The sequence below is a fragment of the Pseudomonas laurentiana genome (assembly GCF_014648275.1).
Lineage (GTDB): Bacteria > Pseudomonadota > Gammaproteobacteria > Pseudomonadales > Pseudomonadaceae > Aquipseudomonas > Aquipseudomonas laurentiana.
In genome coordinates, this window is sequence record NZ_BMQU01000004.1 from 67278 (window position 1) to 81343 (window position 14066).

Below are 14066 nucleotides of genomic sequence, written 5' to 3' on the forward strand. Positions count from 1 at the left end.
TACCTCGTTTTTCCTCGTCGTCATTCCTCCTGCAGGTTTGTTACAGCGGTCAGTTCTGTAATCTTTTCCTGCAAGGCCTGTTCAAATCTCTGCATTTCCCGCAATAGCCGTTGGCGCCGACGCCGGATAACCGGTTCCTGGGCATTTTTGCTGCAGGCCTTCTCCAGCTGTTCGCAGGCTTCCATCAAGGCTGTTGCCTGAACGATGCGCGCTGCCCCAAGCACTTTGTGGGCATGGTTCATCAACGCTTCAGGTGACCCCTGTGTGTCGAGTTCCAGCAATGCCTGCCGGTCGCGTTGATTGCTTTGCAGCAGTTGCTCGAGCAGGCGGCATAGATCACTGCGGGAGTTACCCACCACGGGTTCAAGGCGCTCAAGGTCCAGTGCAGTGGTACTTGTCTTGGGCGGCGCGTGGGACAGCAGCGGTGCTTGTGCCAGGCGCCGGCCGAGGGCATTGAGGCTGATCGGTTTTAGCAGGCAGTCATCCATGCCGGCCTGCAGGCATTGCCCACGCGCTTCAGGCTGGGCGTTGGCGGTGTAGCCCCAGAGGGTACAGCGGGGCAGCCCGTGCTGCTGCTCATGTTCTCGAATGGCTTGGGCCAGTTGGTAGCCGTTCATTTTCGGCATGTTGCAATCGACGATCAGCACATCGAAATGCCCCTGCTTCCAGGCCTGCAGCCCGCTCAGGCCGTCCTCGGCGCTGGTATGGCGTACGCCCAGGTAATCCAGTTGCTGGGCCATCAACAGCAGGTTGGCAGGATGATCATCGACCACCAGCACGCTCAGTTCGGGCGGTAGCAGGGGCGCTGCCGGCTCTGGAGCCTGGGTTTCGCTGCAGGCTGCAAGCCCGGTCAGCGGCATGGTGACCTGGACATCGGTACCGTGGCCAGGTTGACTGTGCAGGACCAGCCGGCCCCCCATCATTTCACACAGGTTGCGGCTGATCACCAGGCCCAGGCCTGTGCCGCTGCGTGCCAACTGGCTGTCGGGGGACACTTGTGCAAAAGGCTGGAACAGGCGTTGCTGGTCGCTCTGGCTGATGCCGATGCCGGTGTCCTGTACGGACATTTCCAGGGTCAGTCCGCTGCTGCCCGGGTTTGGGTACAAGGACGCATGTACTGTGACATGGCCGCGCTCGGTAAACTTGATGGCGTTGCTGACCAGGTTCGACAGGATCTGCTTGAAGCGAAGCGGGTCGAGCAACACATCGCGTTGGGCATTGACGGCGATGTCCATGGTCAGGCGCAGGCCTTTCTGGCGGGCCAGCCCGTCGAATACCCGGCCCACCGACTCGACCAGATCGGCCAGGTTGACCCGCTCTGGAGCCAGGCTCAGGTGGCCGGATTCAATTCTGGCGATATCCAGGATGTCGCCAATCAATGCCAGCAGGTCCGTTGCCGAGTTGTGTGCGACTTCGATGGCCAGTTGATCGAGCTGACCTTTGTCGGCGCGTTTGAGCGCCAACTCGAGCATGCCGATCACTGCATTCATGGGGGTGCGGATTTCATGGCTCATGGTTGCCAGGAAGGTGCTCTTGGCGCGGTTGGCTTCATCGGCCTGCTTCTTTGCCTGGCGCAGGTCTTCGATCAACTGGCGGCGTTCGCTGATGTCGATCCAGCCGCCAATGATGCCCTGAACCTCGCCCAGCGAATCGCGGTAGGGCAGGATCCAGTGATAGATGGTCAACTGCCTGTCCTTGAGCAGCAGGGGGCGATCACCGATCAGGGGCGTGCCCTGCTTCATGACCATCTCGTAATCCGCGCGGATCTTTCGCGCCTGTCGCTTGCCGCCTTTTCCGCCTGACGGCACCGGTTTGCCGAGTACCGCTTCTGCTTTGGCCTCAAGCGCCTCGAGGTAGCTTTCATTGCAGGTTTGCAACAGCCCCTCGCGATCCCGGACATAGATCGGATGTGGGGTGCCATTGACCAGTGCGCGCATGAATGCCAACTGGTCATTGAGGGCGCGCTCGGCCGCTTCACGCTGTTTGATCTGTCTGCGCATCCAGGCGTTCCAGGCCAGCGATAGCAGCAGTAACGCGGCGGTGGCGAGAATGATCTGCACGATCAGGCGCTGATGATTGCGCCAATAGGAGTCACCAGATGCGCTGTAGCCGCGCCAGCGGCTGTTGATGACACCCAACTCTTCGGGGGTGATGCTCAGCAAGGCCTTGTCGAGGATTGAACTGAGTTCCTGGGCACCTTTGGCGGTGGCCATCGAGAAGTTTGACGGGTCGGAGCCGACCGTGGCTCGAATGATCAGATCCGGTTCGGAGGCCAGGCTGAAATTGGCGTTGATCAACGCGGTGATTGCACCGTCCACCTGACCTTGGGCCAACAGTGAGGTGGAGGTGGAGGTGCTTTCAGTTTCGACCAGCTGAATCGTTGGAAAACGTTGTCGCAGCAGGTTGATCACCGGGCTGCCTCGGGTCAGTGCAACCCGCTTGCCTTGCAGGTGCTCTAGAGAGCCTGGCTGTTCCGCGCCCTTTCGAGTCACCAGAACGTAGGCGTTTTCCAGGTAGGGGCGACTGATAGCGAGTGTGGCATCGCGCTCGGCACTGGGCGAAATCGCGGCGATCACATCGGCAATGTTGTTGTCGATGCGGTGGATCATGTCGCTGATGCCTGTGGTGCGTTGCACCTCGAAGCGAAGCCCCGTGCGCAGGCGAATCAGTTCGAGCAGGTCGGCGGCGATGCCGCGAAAGTTGCCCGAGCTGTCGAAGAACGTCAGCGGCGCAGCGTTCTCGTTCACTACGACACGCACCACGGGGTGCTCACCCAGCCACTGCTCTTCACGCTTGGACAGCTGCAGCTTGCGGTCGCTCAGCAAGACGCCGCTGCCGGCGCTCCAGCGTTGGAAGATGCGCTCTCGGGTGGCACTGGATACCGCACTGAGTGTTGCGTTGACCATCTCCAGCAGTATCTGGTTGTCGTTGTGCAGGGCAAAGCTGAACCCGACGGGCTCGTGTTTGCCGAAGTTGGCCATCTTGACGTTCTGCAAGTAGCCCTGGTTGATCATGTAGTGTGTCGAGATGGTATCGCCGAGAAAGACATCGGCCTGATCGAAGGCTACGGCGTTGAGTGCGTGCTGGTAGGACACGTAGGTGTGGGTGGTGGCTTTGGGGTAGGTCGTTCGCACTTCGTCCAGCGGCAGGTAGTGGTAAGCCATGCTCAGGCGCAGACCGGCCAGGCCGGTGTTCAGCGGCCTGCTCTCGTCTTCGCGGGTAACCAGTACGGGTTGATCGATTGCATAGGGATGTGAGAGTGCGACGCCCTGCGCACCGGCTTCGTAGCCATTCGCACTGCCCAGCAAATCGATGCGTCCCTCCGTCAGTGCGCGGATGGCATCTTCACGGTTGGCAAAACGTTCGACGCGGATCGGGATATCGAGTGTATTACTCAGCAAACCGGCGTAGTCCGCCGTCAGGCCTTCGTAGTCACGACCGCTTGCAGTCATGTCGAACGGCGGGTAATCCGGCGCCGAGGTGCCCAGCACCAGCTCATGTTTTTTATTGAGCCATTCTGTCTGCTCTGGTGTCAGGGTGATGTTGATCCGAACCGGGCCCGAGCGGCTAAGCAGGGCATACTGACCCGGTTGTTCGACCTCGGCCAGCGCCGCCTGCCAGGTACAGGCGGATACCACCAGCAGGCATGTGGCAATGAAGTGCTTCACGATGGCTGTCTTCATACCAGTGCATTGCGTTTTGCCATTTCAATCAATTCGACCAGTGAGTTTGCCTTGAGCTTTTGCATCAGGCGTTTTTTGTAAGTACTCACGGTTTTGTTACTCAGGAACATGCCTTTGGCAATTTCCTTGTTGCTCCTGCCTTGGGCGAAGAGTTGCAGTACCATCAGTTCACGGTCATTGACCTGTTTGAACAGATCAATTTCGTTGTTTGTATTTTCCGCGTCCCTTGAATGAAGGATGGCTTGGCTGGGGAAATAGTTGTATCCCGAAAGTACCGCTTTTATGGCACTGAGTAATTCGCTGAGGTCTTCTTGCTTGCACACATAGCCGCTGGCGCCGGACTGCATGCAGCGCATGGCGAACAGTGTCGGCGATTGTGCAGTCAGTACCAGTATCTTGAACGGGAGCGACATGGCGTGAAAGCGTGAAAGTACTTCAAGGCCGTCGAGTTTCGGGATGCTGATGTCCAGGATAATCAGGTCTGGCTGACATTCTCGAACCATTTGCATGGCGTCTACGCCGTTGTCCGACTCGCCGGCGACCCGGTAGCCTTCATTCTCCAGCAGCATGCGCACAGCCAAACGTATGACCGGGTGATCGTCAACAATAAAAACAGAATACATAGGCCTCTTCCAGTGCTAACCAATAGGAGGGCGCACCTTAGCTCAGATGTAGACTGATGCGCAGGCATATAGGGGTGGAAGGGATCAATATGGGATAATTCCTACAAAGTAAATAGTGCAGGACTACGCACTCAACTCGATATTTATCGTGTCAATGCTGTTTTATTATCAAATTATTGCATGTTTTGCGAAGTGTATAAGTTGTTTGTGTGTCTGTAAGATATTTCCTGCATATCGCGTTAACTTAGTTTGTCATCCTCTGCGGCACAAGAGCCCCGGCAGGGCTCTTGTGGACGGTCACTGGCTCAGACAGGGCTGGAACGCCCGGTCATTTCTCGGGCCATTTCGCTGGCATAGCTGTCGGTCATGCCTGCGATGAAGTCGATCATGCGCAGGAATGAGTTGTGCAGCGAGCCTGCCGGGTCTGGCGCATTGTTGCCGAGGAGGTCGAGAATGCGTTGGTGCTTGAACGAAGGGGTGCGTCCACCATGCTGTTCCAGCGCGGCACCGCAGAACGAATTGAGGAGAATTTCCAGTGTGGTGTAGGCGCCGATTTCGTGCAGCGTCTTGCGTTTGTCCTGGAAGATTTTCTTGCGTGCCATGTCCTTGGCCTGCAGTACGCACCGCTTCGCCGGGCCGTGCATGTGTTCGACCAGATCACCTTGCAAGGTCCCGGCAAGCAGCGCAGCTTGCTGCTCGACAAAGGCGCGGGCCGCGGCGTTGGTCAGATGCTCGATGGCCTTGCCGCGCAGAATGGCCAGTTTGCGTCGACGCGAATCGCCTGGTCCGAGCTGACGGTAGGTTTCCGGTAGGTCGTCGCCGACCAGGCCGAGCAACAGCGACTCGACTTCGGCATAGTCCAACAGCTCCATTTCCAGGCCGTCTTCAAGGTCGATAAGGGCGTAGCAGATGTCGTCTGCCGCTTCCATCAGATAGACCAGGGGATGGCGTGCCCAGCGCTGTTCTTCCAGTTGGGGCAGGCCCAGTTTCCGGGCGATTTGTTCAATCAGTGGCAGTTCGCTCTGATAGCAGCCGAACTTGTGCTTCTTGTAGCCGAGTGCGTCGGCATGGCGTGCGGTCCAGGGATATTTCAGGTAGGTGCCCAGGGTGGCGTAGGTCAAACGGGTGCCGCCGTCGAACTGGTGGTACTCCAGTTGAGTCAACACGCGAAAGCCCTGGGCATTGCCTTCGAAGTTGAGGAAGTCGGCGCGCTCGGCGTCGCTCATCGCATCCAGCCAGCCGCGCCCCGCCGCCTGCTGAAACCAATGGCGGATCGCATCTTCGCCAGAATGGCCGAACGGGGGATTGCCGATGTCATGGGCCAGGCAGGCCGACTGAACCACCATGCCCAGGTCACTGGGTTCACACCATTGGGGCAGGCTATCGCGCAGGGTTTCGCCAACGCGCATGCCTAGTGAGCGGCCCACGCAGCTGACCTCCAGGGAATGGGTCAGACGGGTGTGAATGTGGTCGTTGCTCGACACCGGGTGGACCTGGGTCTTGCGCCCCAGGCGACGGAAAGCGCCGGAGAAGATGATCCGGTCATGGTCTTTGTGGAACGGGCTGCGCCCGAGCTCTTCGGGGCTGTGCAGGGGCTTGCCAAGGCGTTCGCGGGTAAGCAGGGTGTGCCAATCCAAGGCCATTTCTCCAGGTCAGGTGCAAGGCAGTCATGCCCTAGCTTCCTGTGTCAGACGCTCGGCTGCAAGCGTTACAGCCCGGCTGCGTCGACATCGATCAACAGCAAGCGGCGGCCTTCATCGAAAAATTGCCCGGCTGTCAGGCAGTACTGGTTGCTGGTGGCATCGCGGTAGGTGGTGGAGAGAATCAACCGCCGCTCTTCCCAGCCTTCGGCCAGCAACTGATAGAAGTAGGGGCGCCATGACCAGTTATGCCCCAGATAGCTGGCGTCGCTATGCCAGCGACGCTCCCGCCACTCCAGATTCGGGGTCAGTTGAGTACCATGGCGGTCGCATTGAAAAAAGCGCAATACCCACGGGTAAGCGTCCAGCTGTGGCAGGTGCTTGAGCGGTGCTTTTGCCATGGCCCAGGCGTGCAGTTGTGGCATCAAGGTGCTCAACTCGCGGCGCATGTCCATCAAGCGTTTGCGCTCGTCGAGCTTGCCATGGACGTACTGTTGGCGCAGCTGAGCAAAACGATCGACAAAGGCCTCGGCCGGAAAGAACTCGAGTTCGGCCTGTGCAAACAGAAACCCCTGGACGAAGCGTGCACCGCACTCGAGCGCGAAGTTCAGCTCCGCTTCCGTCTCGACCCCTTCGGCAATGATCCAGCAGCCGGTCTTTTCCGCCATCTGTGCCAGGGCTTTTACCACTTCACTGCTCGGCCCGCCTCGAGCGGCGGCCTGAAACAGGCGCATGTCCAGTTTGAGGATGTCGGGCTGCAGTGCCAGCACCCGGTCCAGTTGCGAGTAGCCAGCTCCAAAATCATCAATGGCGATCCGTGCACCGGCCTGGCGATAGCGTTTGACCACTTCGGCCAGGCGTTGCGGGTCTCCACTGAGTTCGGTGATTTCAAAGACTACCCGCTGTGGGTCGATCCCCTCTTTTTCCAGCTGCATCAAGCTTGGCAGTGGTTGCCCGGTTGCCAGCTCACTGACCCAGCGAGGGGAAATGTTCAGGCTGAGAAACCAGTCCTCAGGGGCAAGGTGGAACTGTTGCAGGGCATGTTGACGCAGGTGTCGATCAAGCTCGCGCAGGCTGTCTATGGGCAGTGACGGATCGTTGAACAGCGCGCCGACGCTCTGCAGCGATCCGTCGGATTGGCGCAAGCGTCCAAGGGCTTCCACGCCAGCGATACGGCCGGTGGCAGTATCGATGAAGGGCTGAAAGCAGGCGAGCGGTTGCCCGTCGAACACGGCGGCTCCTCAGGTGAAGTGGGTTGGCAACGAGGCCTTGCCAGTGCAAGGCCCGCTGACCGACGTTGCAAGAATGCAGCCAGTTTGCTCAGGGTTTGCCGGAGCTGTTCTGCATGAACACCTTGACCAAGGGAACCAGGCTGCTGCCCAGGCGAATCAGGCGCGCGAGATTGCCACTTCTGGCGCCCTTGCCGGTGAGGAAGCCCAAGGCGACGATCGCTCCAAGCCCCCAGAGCGGTGCGTGCTTGATGCCCAGGCCGTTCTGCAGGTTGCCCGTCATGGTCTTCAGGCGAGTGAGTGGGGCAAGAAGCTGGCTGGATTCCTGGCGGATTTCCTGGCGGTGCATTTCCATTTGCAAACGCACCAGCGCCTTGCGCAGGTCCTGGCGGTTGGGCTTATGGGGTAGTTGGGACAGGCTCATGGCAACAGGCGCTCCCGGTCTTTGGCCAGTTCTTCAAGGGTTGCACTGAAGGGGGAGGTCTCGTCGGATATCAACGACTTGAGGCGCAAGCCGCAAAACAGCGCCGCCAAGCCATGGAACACGCACAGGCCAATGATTCCGGCAAGCCGGTAGCTGTCCCAGAGCAGGATCAGTACCAGCACGGACAATGCGCCCAGCAGCAACAGTGTGAACACCAGGGCCAGCCCCGCCAGCAGCAGCAGGCCTAGGCTCCGGGTTTTCTGTTCCTGCAGTTCGATACCGAACAGTTCCACATGGCCGTGCAGCAGGCCCAGGACGGCGGCACCGAGCCGCCGGGAAGACGGCCCGCTATGGGGTGTTTCGGTTTCCATACCTTAGTGCCTCAGCGACGGCCAGCCAGCAGGCCAATCAACAGGCCGACACCGGCTGCGATACCCACCGAGCGCCATGGGTTGCTCTGCACATACTCCTCGGTCACGCCCAAAGCTGCCTGGCCGCGCTCGCGTAGCGAGTCTTCGGTCAATTTCAGGGTTTCCCGGGCGCGCAGCAGGCTGTCGTGGATTTTGCTGCGCAGTTCATCGGCCTGGTCGCCGGCCAGTGATGCGGTGTGTTCCAGCAACTTTTCGGTGTCACGCACCAAGGTTTGGAAATCGGCCATCAGGGTTTCTTGAGCATTCTGTGCCGTTTTGCTGGTCATGGGCATTTCCCTCAGAGGCATGTGAATAATTCGAGTGTGCAGCGCTGCCAATGGTTCACTGGTACAGCTTTTGCTGTGCTGTGGTGCATCCGGGCTCGCTTTTGCGCTGAATGTGGGCGCAAAGCCTCAGGCTGGTGGATAAACCTTAACCCAATCCAAGACAAACCCCAGAAAAAACTCAAGCAGGTAGTGTGTTCGGCCTTGTGGGTGCGCCAAATCGGGGCAGTGCAAGGTGTGTGCGAACTGCTTTGGTGCTTTTTCTCCCCTTGCAGGCCTGCCTTTACATGGAAAACTTGCAAAGCGCCGTAGACACCCTGGTTCACGGCTCCAACACCTTGTTCATCCTGCTGGGGGCCGTTATGGTCCTGGCCATGCACGCCGGTTTCGCGTTCCTCGAAGTGGGGACCGTGCGGCATAAGAACCAGGTCAATGCCTTGTCGAAGATTCTCAGTGACTTCGCCATCTCGACCCTGGCCTACTTCTTTGTTGGCTACTGGATTTCCTATGGTGTCAGTTTCATGCATCCCGCGGCCACGCTGGGTGCCGATCATGGCTATGGATTGGTCAAATTCTTCTTTCTGCTGACCTTCGCGGCAGCGATCCCGGCGATCATTTCCGGCGGTATCGCTGAGCGTGCACGCTTTGTGCCGCAGTTGTGTGCCACCGCGCTGATCGTTGCCTTTGTCTATCCCTTTTTCGAGGGGGTTGTCTGGAACGGCAATTTCGGTGCCCAGGCCTGGCTGCAAGCGCGTTTCGGCGCTGGCTTCCATGACTTTGCCGGCTCTGTGGTGGTGCATGCGATGGGCGGTTGGCTGGCGTTGGCCGCTGTGTTGTTGCTGGGGCCGCGCAATGGTCGTTACCGGGAGGGACGCCTGGTGGCTTTTGCACCCTCGAACATCCCGTTTCTGGCCCTGGGCTCCTGGATTCTGATCGTTGGATGGTTTGGCTTCAACGTCATGAGTGCGCAGACCTTGCAGGCCGTCAGTGGCCTGGTGGCAGTCAACTCGTTGATGGCGATGGTCGGCGGAACCTTGGCAGCGCTCTTGGTAGGGCGTAACGACCCGGGTTTCCTGCACAACGGACCGCTTGCCGGGTTGGTGGCGGTCTGTGCCGGCTCGGACCTCATGCACCCCGTTGGTGCGCTGGCAACCGGTGCCATTGCCGGTGCGCTGTTTGTCTGGTGCTTTACGGCAGCGCAGAACCGCTGGAAGCTTGATGATGTATTGGGTGTCTGGCCGTTGCACGGCGTCTGCGGTGTCTGGGGCGGGATTGCCTGTGGCATCTTTGGCCAGGAGGTCTTGGGGGGATTGGGTGGCGTGAGCCTGATCAGCCAGTTGATCGGCAGCCTGGCGGGCGTGCTGGTGGCGCTTGCCGGTGGCTTCAGCGTGTACGGCATGATCAAGCGTGTGCATGGTTTGCGCCTGAGTCAGGAGCAGGAGTATTACGGCGCCGACTTGTCGATCCACAAAATCGGCGCCACCAGCCAGGATTGAAGCCGACTAGCGACCGCCCAGCAGGCGTGACTCGCAGGCTTCTATTGCCTCCAGCGGGCCGCTGAGCACCACGGCGTCGCCCGCATGCAGGCAGGTACTGGCATCGAGTTTCAAGTCGTTACCCTGGCGCTGCACGGATTGCAGCTCCACGCCCAGCCCCTCAAGGCCCAGTTCACTCAGCGGGCGGCCGCAGGCGTAGGCGTCGGCACCCAGGCTAACAGCATGAAGCAGTACTTTGGGTTGTCCTTCACTGTCGATCAGGTTGTTCTGTGCACCGTGATAGAACCCATGGAGCAGGCGATAGCGGGTCTTGCGCACTTCGTCGACACGCTTTTGCACCTGGTTCTGCGGCAGGCCGAGCATGACCAGTGCATGGGAGGCCAGCATCAGGCTGGACTCCAGCAGTTCCGGTACCACCGCGTTGGCACCGGCGGCGCGCAGCTCTTCGCGCTGACTGTCATCGCGGGTGCGTACCAGAATCTGTACTTCGCGGTTCAGTTGGCGTGCCGCCTTGAGCACATTCAGCGCGACCTCGGTCTTGTCCACGGCAATGACCAGCAGGCGCGCCCGGTCCAGGCCAACGGCTGCCAGCAGTTCGCCGCGGCGTGAGTCCCCGTAATGTACGTTGTGCTCGCCCGCAGCGGCTTCCAGAACCCGCACCGGATCGTCATCCAGGGCGATGAAGGCAAGCTGCTCCTGGCGCAGGAAGCGGCCGATTGACTGGCCGACCCGACCATAGCCACAAATCACTACGTGGCCATTCATGGTTGCGCTGTGTGCGCCAATTTCTTCCAGTTGAACTTCCTGGTTGGGCTTGCGGTGCAGGCGTGCAGCGATAGACGGTGCTGCGCGTAGCAACAGCGGTGTGACCAGCATTGAACAGAACGTTGCCGCCAGCAGTAGATCGCCAAGCGACTCGGGTAGCAGTTTGTTGTGCTGCATCTGTGCCATCAGGGCGAAGCAGAACTCGCCGCCCTGGGCCAGGGCAAGGCCGCTGCGCCATGCGGTTTCGCTGTCGCTGTTAGTGCCCCGAATGCGCACGAGTGCTGCAACTATCGCACCTTTGATCAGCATCAATGCCAGGGTCAGTGCAAGGATTTCCAGGCCGTGGCTGGCGAACAATTGCAGGTCGATCAGCATGCCGATACTGACGAAAAACAGCCCCAGCAGGATGTCGCGGAACGGGCGGATATCTGCCTCGATCTGATGTCGGTAATGGCTCTCGCCCAGCAGCATGCCGGCCAGGAACGCCCCCAGTGCCGGTGACAGGCCCAGCAGGTGCGTCAGCCAGGCCGTCAGTAGAACGATGACCAGGGCCAGCAGGACGAACAGTTCTGCCGAGTGAGAACTGGCCACTTCGTGGAACAAACGGGGCAGTAGCCAGCGGCTGGCCATCAGTAGGCCAACGAAGAGGAGGACTGTCTTGCCCAGGGTGATTGGCAACGCCAGGTACCAGGCTTGGCCACCTTGTCCGGCAAATACCGGGACCAGGGTCAACAGGAGAACTGCCACGACATCCTGGAACAGCAATACACCGATCGCATTTTGCCCATGGCTGCTGAAAATCTCGCCGAGGCTGGTCAACTCCTTGCTGACGATTGCCGTGGAGGAGAGCGCCAGGCCACCGCCCAGAAGCAACGCGGCGTTGGTCGGCATGCCGAGCAATGAGAGGAGCCCGGCCAGGACAAACGTGGAGCAAAGGACCTGCAGGCTGCCAAGGCCGAACACCACTTTGCGTAGCGCCATCATCTTCGACAGGGAAAATTCCAGGCCCAGGGAGAACAGCAGGAACACCACGCCCATTTCGGCGAGGTCCGGCAGTTCTTCACTTTCATTGACCCAGTCCAGCGCGGTTGGGCCAACGAACAGGCCAACGCAGAGGTAACCGAGCACAGGCGGTAGCTGTACGCGGCGGAAGACAGCAATGACAACCAGCGACGACGCCAGAATGATCAACAGGTTTGCAAACACAACATACTCCATGTACGAAAACAGCAAAAAAACACATAACCATAGCGCCAGGTGCTGAGTGGCTCCTTGATTCGAATCAGTATCGCAGGCGCGGAGGCGTTACGTGGCAGGTGTCTCGACGGCCCCGTACCCTCGACCTAGAATACTCATTCACTCTTTTTTATCGGTACCTATCGATGCTTCCTGAATGCCAGTTGTTCGGCACCCTGGGATGTCACTTGTGCGAAGTGGCAGAAGCCCTGTTGATGCCGTTTGTCGAGCATGGTCTGTTGGTCGAACTGGTGGATATTGCCGACGATGAGCTGCAGGTCGAGCGGTATGGGCTGCGGATTCCGGTTCTGCGTCGTTGCGACAGCGGTGCCGAGCTGAACTGGCCTTTCGATGCCGAGCAGGTCGTCGCCTTTCTGCGTTGATGCCGCTTCTGCCCGGTGGCTTTTTCCTGGCGCACATCGGGCCTGTGCAGGATCACACTCTACGCCGTTGCCACGGGAGCGGCAGCGCGTGTGACCTATTCAGCCAAAGGAGTGGCCTCCATGAACCTTTCCAAACACTTTACCTTGTCCGAGATGACCCTATCCCGGACTGCCAGTCGCCTGGGCATTGATAACACCCCAAACGAAGAGGCGCTGCTCAACCTCAAGCGCCTCTGCGCCACGCTGGAGCAAGTGCGCAGCCTGGTGGGACGCCCGATTATGGTCAGCAGTGGCTACCGCTCACCGTCACTCAATCGCGCAGTGGGTGGCTCGTCGAAGAGTGCGCACAGGCTGGGATTGGCGGCGGACATCAGCGTCGCGGGCATGGCACCGATGGAGCTGGCGTGTCTGATTGCGCAAAGCACGCTGGCGTTCGATCAGTTGATACTGGAGTTCGATAGCTGGGTGCATCTGGGCTTGTCGACCTCTGCCGAGCGCCGGCAGATCCTGACCATTCGCAAGGGCACCGGGTACCTGCCAGGCCTGCAGTAAGTGGGGGCCGTTATTGACGGCGTGCAGGGTACTCAATATGCTGTATATAGATACAGTATTTGCGGGCGATTACGTCCAGGGACTTGAATCATGGTCAACGTCGAACAACTGAAATACACCGTCAATCGCATGTCGGTCGAGATGGTCAGTGAGGCGGTGCTTGAACTGCGCCTAGACGGGCTTGTTCTTGAGGGCAAGACACCCTTCAACAAACTGCACTTCAACACCTGCTTCGCTGAGATAGAAGCCTTGTTTCAGCGTGCCGGCTATCACCGTCCATTGGATGTGGTCGGTTATCAGGGGTTGCTGTATGCGTTGTATGACCCCACGCGCTGGGACGCGGTCGATGTATTGCGCTGGCTCAAGGAGTTCACCGAGGCCGCAGCGGTTCAGGCTGGCTGAGGTGGGTGCCATGCGGGATAATGGCGGGTCATTTTCCGTTGAGTGTTCCCATGGCCTTCGCCTACTTCGATCCGGCACAGCATCAAGCCAGTACGGTCTGTCTCCCTCCAGGTGCCTGGCTAACGGTACTGGATTGCCTGTGTGATCACTTCAAGGCCATCGGGCGAGAGCAATGGCTGGATCGTATTGCCCGTGGCCGTGTACTGGATGCCCAAGGGGCACCCATTTCGGCTGATCTGCCCTATCGGCAGGGGCTGCGCATTCATTACTTCCGTGAAGTCCCTAACGAAAAGCCGATTCTCGTGCAGGAAACCCTGGTGCATGTGGATGAGCACCTGGTGGTGGCTGACAAACCGCATTTCTTGCCGGTCACGCCTACGGGGGAGTATGTCGAGCAGACCTTGCTGCGCCGACTGATTCGCCGTCTCGATAACCCGAACCTGGTGCCGTTGCATCGCATTGATCGGCACACGGCAGGCCTGGTGTTGTTTTCTGCCAATCCTCAGAGCCGTTCAGCCTATCAGTCGCTGTTCCCCAACCGACAGATCGACAAGCGCTACCAGGCCATCGCGCCTGCCTTGCCGAGACTGGCGTTCCCCTTGGTGCATAAAAGCCGCATGGTCAGTGGCGAGCCGTTTTTCCGGATGCAGGAGGTCGAAGGGCTCAGCAACAGTGAGACCCTGGCCGAAGTGCTGGAGAAAAATGGCGAGTTCTGGCGGTATGGCTTGTCGCCAGTGACTGGCAAGACGCATCAGTTGCGGGTGCACATGACGGCCTTGGGGGCGAGTATCTGTAACGATCCCTTTTATCCGGAGGTGCGTCACGAGGAGGACGACTACAGCAAGCCACTGAAATTGCTGGCGCACAGCCTGCGTTTCAAGGACCCGTTGAGTGGTGAGGCGCGGTACTTCGAGAGCGAGCTGACGCTCGACTGGTAGG

At 59.4% G+C, this 14066-nt stretch carries 13 protein-coding genes; 5 read left to right on the forward strand and 8 right to left on the reverse strand.

Annotation, left to right across the window (positions count from 1 at the left end; translation table 11 throughout):
- Positions 1-20 precede the first annotated feature (20 nt).
- The 7 genes from IE038_RS05700 to IE038_RS05730 all read right to left on the reverse strand — a co-directional run bounded on the left by IE038_RS05700 (position 21) and on the right by IE038_RS05730 (position 8296).
- Entirely contained in the window at positions 21-3683 is a 3663-nt protein-coding gene (locus tag IE038_RS05700) for a transporter substrate-binding domain-containing protein (RefSeq protein WP_189395292.1), read from the reverse strand.
- Positions 3680-4306: a response regulator transcription factor gene (locus IE038_RS05705; protein WP_189395293.1), complete on the reverse strand. Its 627-nt coding sequence runs from the start codon at positions 4304-4306 to the stop codon at positions 3680-3682. Before IE038_RS05705 ends, IE038_RS05700 begins: the two co-directional genes overlap by 4 nt.
- 305 nt (positions 4307-4611) lie before the next feature.
- Positions 4612-5943: a deoxyguanosinetriphosphate triphosphohydrolase gene (locus IE038_RS05710; protein WP_163935316.1), complete on the reverse strand. Its 1332-nt coding sequence runs from the start codon at positions 5941-5943 to the stop codon at positions 4612-4614.
- 71 nt (positions 5944-6014) lie between these two features.
- Entirely contained in the window at positions 6015-7178 is a 1164-nt protein-coding gene (locus IE038_RS05715) for an EAL domain-containing protein (RefSeq protein ID WP_163935313.1), read from the reverse strand.
- An 88-nt stretch (positions 7179-7266) separates the two neighbouring features.
- Positions 7267-7599 carry a hypothetical protein gene (locus IE038_RS05720; RefSeq protein ID WP_163935310.1) on the reverse strand — a complete coding sequence of 111 codons (333 nt, stop codon included), beginning with the start codon at positions 7597-7599 and terminating at the stop codon, positions 7267-7269.
- The gene (locus IE038_RS05725) at positions 7596-7970 is read right to left on the reverse strand and encodes a phage holin family protein (RefSeq protein WP_163935307.1); all 375 of its coding nucleotides are present in this window, start codon (positions 7968-7970) and stop codon (positions 7596-7598) included. The genes IE038_RS05720 and IE038_RS05725 overlap by 4 nt, the downstream gene beginning before the upstream one ends.
- Before the next feature lie 11 nt (positions 7971-7981).
- Complete coding sequence (locus IE038_RS05730) at positions 7982-8296, reverse strand: ElaB/YgaM/YqjD family protein (protein ID WP_163935304.1); 315 nt, start codon at positions 8294-8296, stop codon at positions 7982-7984.
- Positions 8297-8580: 284 nt separating this feature from the next.
- Here IE038_RS05730 and IE038_RS05735 point away from each other — a divergent pair, with 284 nt between their 5' ends.
- Positions 8581-9789 carry an ammonium transporter gene (locus IE038_RS05735; protein WP_163935300.1) on the forward strand — a complete coding sequence of 403 codons (1209 nt, stop codon included), beginning with the start codon at positions 8581-8583 and terminating at the stop codon, positions 9787-9789.
- A 6-nt stretch (positions 9790-9795) separates the two neighbouring features.
- Here the strand turns inward: IE038_RS05735 and IE038_RS05740 are convergent, their stop codons facing one another.
- A complete protein-coding gene (locus tag IE038_RS05740; RefSeq protein WP_189395294.1) occupies positions 9796-11760 on the reverse strand; it encodes a monovalent cation:proton antiporter family protein in 1965 nt (654 codons plus the stop codon).
- A 176-nt stretch (positions 11761-11936) separates the two neighbouring features.
- On the opposite strand from IE038_RS05740, the gene IE038_RS05745 reads away from it, so the two are divergent.
- The 4 genes from IE038_RS05745 (at position 11937) to IE038_RS05760 (ending at position 14065) form a co-directional block, all read left to right on the forward strand.
- The gene (locus IE038_RS05745) at positions 11937-12173 is read left to right on the forward strand and encodes a glutaredoxin family protein (protein WP_163935297.1); all 237 of its coding nucleotides are present in this window, start codon (positions 11937-11939) and stop codon (positions 12171-12173) included.
- Positions 12174-12293: 120 nt separating this feature from the next.
- Positions 12294-12725 (forward strand): D-Ala-D-Ala carboxypeptidase family metallohydrolase, encoded by a 432-nt coding sequence (locus tag IE038_RS05750; RefSeq protein WP_163935294.1) that lies wholly within the window; start codon positions 12294-12296, stop codon positions 12723-12725.
- Between the two features lie 90 nt (positions 12726-12815).
- A complete protein-coding gene (locus tag IE038_RS05755; RefSeq protein WP_065761171.1) occupies positions 12816-13127 on the forward strand; it encodes a transcriptional regulator in 312 nt (103 codons plus the stop codon).
- A 50-nt stretch (positions 13128-13177) separates the two neighbouring features.
- Positions 13178-14065: a pseudouridine synthase gene (locus IE038_RS05760; RefSeq protein WP_163935291.1), complete on the forward strand. Its 888-nt coding sequence runs from the start codon at positions 13178-13180 to the stop codon at positions 14063-14065.
- The last annotated feature ends 1 nt before the right edge of the window (position 14066 follow it).

What these genes read in the sequence shown, in the direction of transcription:
- IE038_RS05760 (WP_163935291.1), top strand. Translation starts at nt 13,178, where the DNA reads ATGGCCTTCGCCTACTTCGATCCGGCACAGCATCAAGCCAGTACGGTC.
- IE038_RS05725 (WP_163935307.1), bottom strand. Translation starts at nt 7,970, where the DNA reads ATGGAAACCGAAACACCCCATAGCGGGCCGTCTTCCCGGCGGCTCGGT.
- IE038_RS05745 (WP_163935297.1), top strand. Translation starts at nt 11,937, where the DNA reads ATGCTTCCTGAATGCCAGTTGTTCGGCACCCTGGGATGTCACTTGTGC.
- IE038_RS05705 (WP_189395293.1), bottom strand. Translation starts at nt 4,306, where the DNA reads ATGTATTCTGTTTTTATTGTTGACGATCACCCGGTCATACGTTTGGCT.
- IE038_RS05755 (WP_065761171.1), top strand. Translation starts at nt 12,816, where the DNA reads ATGGTCAACGTCGAACAACTGAAATACACCGTCAATCGCATGTCGGTC.
- IE038_RS05735 (WP_163935300.1), top strand. Translation starts at nt 8,581, where the DNA reads ATGGAAAACTTGCAAAGCGCCGTAGACACCCTGGTTCACGGCTCCAAC.
- IE038_RS05730 (WP_163935304.1), bottom strand. Translation starts at nt 8,296, where the DNA reads ATGACCAGCAAAACGGCACAGAATGCTCAAGAAACCCTGATGGCCGAT.
- IE038_RS05750 (WP_163935294.1), top strand. Translation starts at nt 12,294, where the DNA reads ATGAACCTTTCCAAACACTTTACCTTGTCCGAGATGACCCTATCCCGG.
- IE038_RS05700 (WP_189395292.1), bottom strand. Translation starts at nt 3,683, where the DNA reads ATGAAGACAGCCATCGTGAAGCACTTCATTGCCACATGCCTGCTGGTG.
- IE038_RS05720 (WP_163935310.1), bottom strand. Translation starts at nt 7,599, where the DNA reads ATGAGCCTGTCCCAACTACCCCATAAGCCCAACCGCCAGGACCTGCGC.